General features: G+C 66.7%; 2 protein-coding genes. Both read left to right on the top strand.

Annotated features, from left to right (window positions below; all coding sequences use genetic code 11):
* The first annotated feature begins 287 nt into the window (after positions 1-287).
* Positions 288-1,502: an NADP-dependent isocitrate dehydrogenase gene (locus tag AC2W7C_RS17180; protein ID WP_486002459.1), complete on the top strand. Its 1,215-nt coding sequence runs from the start codon at positions 288-290 to the stop codon at positions 1,500-1,502.
* Positions 1,503-1,754: 252 nt separating this feature from the next.
* The coding region (locus AC2W7C_RS17175) for a DUF2939 domain-containing protein (protein ID WP_486002458.1) at positions 1,755-2,004 on the top strand (250 nt) is incomplete at its 3' end.

Raw genomic sequence — 2,004 nt, 5'->3', positions numbered from 1 at the left:
TCGGTCGTCCGGCCGGCCGGCCGTGGCCTCCGGCGGGCCTTCGGCGCCTCCCGGAGAGGCTTCGGCCTGACCCTGACCGCCGCAGGCGGCCAAGGCGATCACGGCGACGCTCGCCAGCAGGGATCTCATCGTCGGTTTCCTTCATATCGGCCGGCGGCCACGGCTGAATAAATCATGTCCGCGCGCGGCGGTTTACGCTCTGAACCTGACGGACGCTTTGCGTGTCCCCTCAGGCCTCGCTATACCCCGCGCCGAACCTCTCCAGAACGCAGTGAAGGCAGGACTCCATGGCCAAGATCAAGGTCGCCAATCCCATCGTGGACATCGACGGCGACGAGATGACCCGCATCATCTGGCAGATGATCAAGGACAAGCTGGTCTTCCCGTACCTCGACCTCGAGCTCGACTACTACGACCTGGGGATGGAGAACCGCGACGCCACCGACGACCAGGTGACCATCGACGCGGCCAAGGCGATCCAGAAGCACGGCGTGGGCGTCAAATGCGCCACCATCACCCCGGACGAAGCCCGGGTGAAGGAGTTCGGCCTGAAGAAGATGTGGAAGTCGCCGAACGGCACCATCCGCAACATCCTGGGCGGCGTCGTCTTCCGCGAGCCGATCATCTGCTCGAACGTGCCGCGCCTGGTGCCGGGCTGGACCCAGCCGATCGTCGTCGGCCGCCACGCCTTCGGCGACCAGTACAAGGCCACCGACTTCAAGGTCCCCGGCCCCGGCAAGCTGACGATCAAGTTCCAGGGCGAGGACGGCCAGGTCATCGAGCATGAGGTGTTCGACTTCCCGTCGGCCGGCGTGGCCATGGGCATGTACAACCTCGATGACTCGATCACGGAGTTCGCCCGCGCCAGCTTCGCCTTCGGCCTGCAGCGCAACTACCCGGTCTATCTGTCGACCAAGAACACCATCCTGAAAGCCTATGACGGTCGCTTCAAGGACATCTTCCAGGACGTCTTCGACCGCGAGTTCAAGGCCGAGTTCGACGCCAAGGGCCTGACCTACGAGCACCGCCTGATCGACGACATGGTGGCCGCGGCCATCAAGTGGTCGGGCGGCTTCGTCTGGGCGTGCAAGAACTACGACGGCGACGTCCAGTCCGATGTCGTCGCCCAGGGCTTCGGTTCGCTGGGCCTGATGACTTCGGTGCTGATGACGCCGGACGGCAAGATCCTGGAGTCGGAAGCCGCCCACGGCACCGTCACCCGCCACTACCGCCAGCATCAGAAGGGCGAGGCCACCTCGACCAACTCGATCGCCTCGATCTTCGCCTGGACGCGGGGCTTCGCGCACCGCGCCAAGCTGGACGGCAACGACGAGCTGGCCAAGTTCGCCGCGACGATGGAGCGGGTGGTCGTCGAGACGGTGGAAGCCGGCTTCATGACCAAGGACCTGGCGCTGCTGGTCGGCGATCAGCAGGGCTGGCTGACCACCGAGGGCTTCCTGGACAAGGTCGCCGAGAACCTGAACGCGGCGATGGCTTCCTAGGACGCTACCGCTCGCGACGCGTCCCGGCTTTCGCCGGGATGACAAGGCTGCTGCTGAGCGGCGCCCCGCAAGGCGCCAGGCCGCCCCCGGGTCCGACCTTTGGTCGGCCCGAGGACAGGCTCTGGGTCGGGAGGTCCCGAAGGGCCGACGACCGCGGCCCGCAAGAATGGCCCGTCCGACTCGCGTCGGGCGGGCCTTTGCTTTGACAGCCTGTCGGTCTGTGCATTGATGGCGGGCAAACGGAGGACGGGCGTGAAGATCGTCGGAAACTTGATCCTGCTGGCGATCATCGTCGGGATCGTGAGCTTTTTCGCTGCGCCCGGCGTGGCCTTCTTCGCCATCCGGTCGGCGGCCGACGCCAATGACGCGGCGGCGCTGGAGCGGCTGATCGACTACACGGCCGTCCGGCAGTCGCTGCGTCCGCAGCTGACCGGCAATCCGGCGGCCGTGGCGCCCGCGCCGTCGTTCCTGGAGGACCGATCGGGCGTGCGGCGGCAGTCGA

Source organism: Brevundimonas sp. CURTG3B2_SDJG (genome assembly GCF_057364705.1).
The sequence above is the reverse complement of the archived record's forward strand: the minus strand, read 5'-3'. Positions and strand labels throughout refer to the sequence as shown.

Bases quoted from the DNA above. Each gene is read 5' to 3' on its own strand.
- AC2W7C_RS17180 (WP_486002459.1), top strand. From the start codon at position 288: ATGGCCAAGATCAAGGTCGCCAATCCCATCGTGGACATCGACGGCGAC.